Below are 3,573 nucleotides of genomic sequence, written 5' to 3' on the forward strand. Positions count from 1 at the left end.
CCCGGGCGCCCGCCCCCTGGGTCGAGCGCGCGCTGTCGCTGCGCGCGGCGGCGGAGCGCCACGAGCCGGTCGCGCCGGCGGTGCTGGAGCGCCTCGCGGCGACCCTGGCGTGCCGGCTGCTGTCGGAGGACCGTCCCGACGGGGAGCTGTACGCGCTGATCCACCGCGGCGATCCCGATCTGCTCGCCGCCTACGCGGACACGGCCCGCACCGAGCGCGTCCGGGCCCGGCTGCGGGCGGTGCCCGCGTACGCGGCGGACTGCTTCGCGGCCTGGACGTCGCTGCCCGGGGCGACGCGGGCCTGGGACGAGACGCGGACGGCGCTGCTGGAGAAGGTGGCCCGGCCCGCCGTGCGGGCGCTGTCCCCGGCGGATCTCGCGGCCGTCGAGCACTGTCTGGAGGAGGCGGGCGCGCACCGGGCGGAGGAGTTCCGCCTGTGGCAGCGCGAGTCTCCCCTCAGCCGGCTCGGCCGCCGCCTCGGCGGGCTCGGCCGCCGCTCCTGACCGGCGGGTCCCCGGGTCCGCCGGGCGCGGGCACGGCGGGTGCGAGAGGCGGGGCCCGAGAAACGGTCCCCCGGGAGCCCGGACACGGCGAAGGGCCGCCCCTCTCGGGGACGGCCCGGTGCCCGGGTGCGGTGCCGGTCGCGCCGGAGCGCGACCGGTCCGCGGGTCAGCTCCCGTCGGGCGTGAGCCGCAGCGAGATGCTGTTGATGCAGTAGCGCTGGTCCGTCGGGGTCGGATAGCCCTCGCCCCGGAACACGTGCCCGAGGTGGGAGCCGCACGAGGCGCACCGCACCTCGGTGCGGACCATGCCGTACGAACGGTCGTCGATCAGCTCCACCGCGCTGCTGTCCTTCGGGTCGAAGAAGGACGGCCAGCCGCAGTGCGACTCGAACTTCGTGTCGGAGCGGAACAGCTCGGCTCCGCACGCCCGGCAGGAGTAGACACCCTCGGTGGTGGTGTCCGTGTACTCACCGGTGAAGGCCGGCTCGGTGGCCGCTTCCCGCAGCACCGCGTACTCCTTGTCCGACAGCTCGGCACGCCACTGCTCGTCCGGCTTGACGACGTCGTATGCCTTCTTGATTCCGGATTCCACGGAGTCTCCCTTCAGTCGGCGAGGCGGGCGAGGATCCGCGGACCGAGATCCGTGACGTCACCCGCGCCCATGGTGAGAACGAGGTCGCCACCCCTCGTCATTCCCGCCAGGAGGGCGGGCACCTCCGCCTGGTCGTGCACCGCCTCGACCTCGGCCCCCGCGGCCCGTGCCGCGTCGACGACCAGGGCGCTCGTGATGCCCGGGACCGGGTCCTCGCGCGCCGGGTAGATGTCGAGGACCGCCGAGGCGTCGGCGAGGGCCAGCGCCGCGCCCATCTCGCGGCCGAGCTCCTGCGTCCGGGAGAAGAGGTGGGGCTGGAAGACGACGAGGAGCCGGGCGCCGTCGGGCAGTGCGGCGCGCATCGCCTCCAGGTCCGCGGTCATCTCCGTCGGGTGGTGGGCGTAGGAGTCCACGACGCGCACCCCGCCCTCCTCGCCCTTGAGCTGGAGGCGGCGGCCGACGCCGGTGTACGCGCCGAGGGCCGTGGCCAGGTCCGCCGCGGGGACGCCGAGGGCCGCGCCCGCGACCAGGGCGGCGACCGCGTTGGTGGCGTAGTGGCGGCCGGGCACGGACACCGTGAACGCCAGCTCCTCGCCGTCCAGGACGACGGTGACGCGGCTGGTCAGCCCGTCCGGCTCGATGGCGAGGATCCGGGCGTCGGCGTCCCGCGCGACGCCGTAGGTCACGATGCGCGGGGCACCGCCCGCGGCGCGCACCCGCCGGGTCAGCTCGACGGCGCCCTCCTGGTCGGCGGAGACCACCAGCGTGCCGCCCGGGACGATCTTGCCGACGAACGTCAGGAACGACTCGTGGATCTCGTCCATCGACGCGTAGTTCGCGTGGTGGTCGAGTTCGGTGTTGAGGACGATCGCGACCTCGGGGTCGTACTTCTGGAAGCTGCGGTCGCTCTCGTCGGCCTCGGCCACGAAGATCTCGCCGTCGCCGTGGGAGGCGTTGGTGCCGGGGCCGGACAGGTCGCCGCCGATGGCGTACGAGGGGTCGAGGCCGAGCCGGCCGAGCGCGACGGCCAGCATGGACGTGGTCGTCGTCTTGCCGTGGGTGCCGGCCACCGCGAGGGCGCGCCCGCCCGCCATCAGGGAGGCGAGCGCGTCCGAGCGGTGCACCACGGGCACGGAGAGCTCCGCGGCGCGCACGAGCTCCGGGTTGTCGGCGCGGATGGCGCTGGAGACGACGACGCAGGTGGCGTCGTCCGCCAGGTGACCGCCGTCGTGCCCGATGTGCACGGTCACGCCAAGGGCCCGCAGCGCGTCCGCGGTGGCCGAATCCCTGGCGTCGCTGCCCGCGACCTTCGCGCCGCGCTGGGCGAGGATCTTCGCGATGCCCGACATGCCCGCACCGCCGATGCCGATGAAGTGCGGCCGTTCCATGGCGGCCGGGATGCCGGGGGCGGATGCCATACGTCTCTCCAGTGCGGGGTCGCGCGAGGACCTGTGGTGCCAGGTCGTGGGTCGCGCCTCACCCTATTCGCTGTGCGCGAAGAGTTTCAGCACCGGGACGCCGACCTGGTGGCGCGCCCTGGAGGCCCAGTCGCGGTGGAAGAACTCCTCCACGTAGTGGGGCTCGGTCAGGACCACGACCTCGTCGGCCGTCACGTCGTCCACCACGGCGGTGAGCCGGTCCAGCGGGTGCTTCTCCACGACCTCCCCCCTGGCCTCGGAGCCGGTCTCGCGCAGCGCGGTGATGGTGCGGGCGAGGGCCGCCTCGGCGGGGTGTCTCGCCTCGCGGCCCTCGGGCTCCTCGGCCTCCTGGGCCGCCTCCTTGATCTCGCCGTAGGCCACGTCGTCGATCGCGCGCAGCAGTACGTCGGCCTGGTCGCCGCGGGGCTGCATGAGCACCACGAACGACACCTTCTGGTCACCGTGGAGCGTCGTCACGAACTCCACGTCCTCGGGCGTCAGTGCCTTCTCGATCATCAGTACGCTCGTGAACACGACAGGCGCCCTTCCGTGCGGTCCGGTGGACCGCAGCCGCGGCCCACTGCTGAAACCATCCTTCCCCGCCGTGGCAGGGGCTGGATCTAGTCTGCCCAGCCGGAGCTAAGCGGAACGATAAATTCCAGTACAGGCTTCGCCGCCGGTCTCGAAAATCCGTTCTTCGACTCCTCTACCCCTGATCGCGAGAGATCCACGGGGTGTCCGCCGCCGTGTAGCGGCCGAACAGGAAACCGTCCTCCATCAGGAGTGACGCCGGCTCGAACCGGGCCGGCACCGCCGTCTCGGGCCCGCCCGCGATGCGCTGGGCGCCGCCGGCCGCCAGCAGCGGCGCGAGGGTGAGGCACAGCTCGTCCAGTACGCCGGCCGCGACGAACTGGCCGAGCAGCCGGGGTCCGCCCTCCGTCAGCAGCCGCGTGTGGCCGCGCTCCGCGAGGGCCTCGACGGCCCGCGCGGGATCGACGCCCGCGCGGTCGCCCGCGACCACCACCTCGGCCCCCGCCTCGCGCGCCGCGCGCAGCCTGCC

Annotated in this window: 5 protein-coding genes; 1 reads left to right on the forward strand and 4 read right to left on the reverse strand. The window is 74.0% G+C overall.

The features are described 5' to 3' along the window. On the forward strand, nucleotides 1-503 hold a 503-nt coding region (locus L1885_RS25510), incomplete at its 5' end, for a GTPase-associated protein 1-related protein (protein ID WP_268984515.1). Nucleotides 504-669: 166 nt separating this feature from the next. On the opposite strand, the gene msrB is transcribed toward L1885_RS25510, so the two are convergent. The 4 genes from msrB to L1885_RS25530 form a co-directional block, all read right to left on the reverse strand. Then, the gene (gene msrB / locus L1885_RS25515; protein ID WP_235799523.1) at nucleotides 670-1,095 is read right to left on the reverse strand and encodes a peptide-methionine (R)-S-oxide reductase MsrB; all 426 of its coding nucleotides are present in this window, start codon (nucleotides 1,093-1,095) and stop codon (nucleotides 670-672) included. An 11-nt stretch (nucleotides 1,096-1,106) separates the two neighbouring features. After that, entirely contained in the window at nucleotides 1,107-2,513 is a 1,407-nt protein-coding gene (murC, locus tag L1885_RS25520) for a UDP-N-acetylmuramate--L-alanine ligase (RefSeq protein WP_235799524.1), read from the reverse strand. Between the two features lie 63 nt (nucleotides 2,514-2,576). Continuing rightward, complete coding sequence (locus L1885_RS25525) at nucleotides 2,577-3,029, reverse strand: indole-3-glycerol phosphate synthase (RefSeq protein ID WP_235799526.1); 453 nt, start codon at nucleotides 3,027-3,029, stop codon at nucleotides 2,577-2,579. A 190-nt stretch (nucleotides 3,030-3,219) separates the two neighbouring features. Beyond that, nucleotides 3,220-3,573: dihydrofolate reductase family protein (locus L1885_RS25530; RefSeq protein WP_235799525.1), on the reverse strand; the 354-nt coding region annotated here is incomplete at its 5' end.

Source organism: Streptomyces fuscigenes (assembly GCF_021556455.1).
GTDB lineage: Bacteria > Actinomycetota > Actinomycetes > Streptomycetales > Streptomycetaceae > Streptomyces > Streptomyces fuscigenes.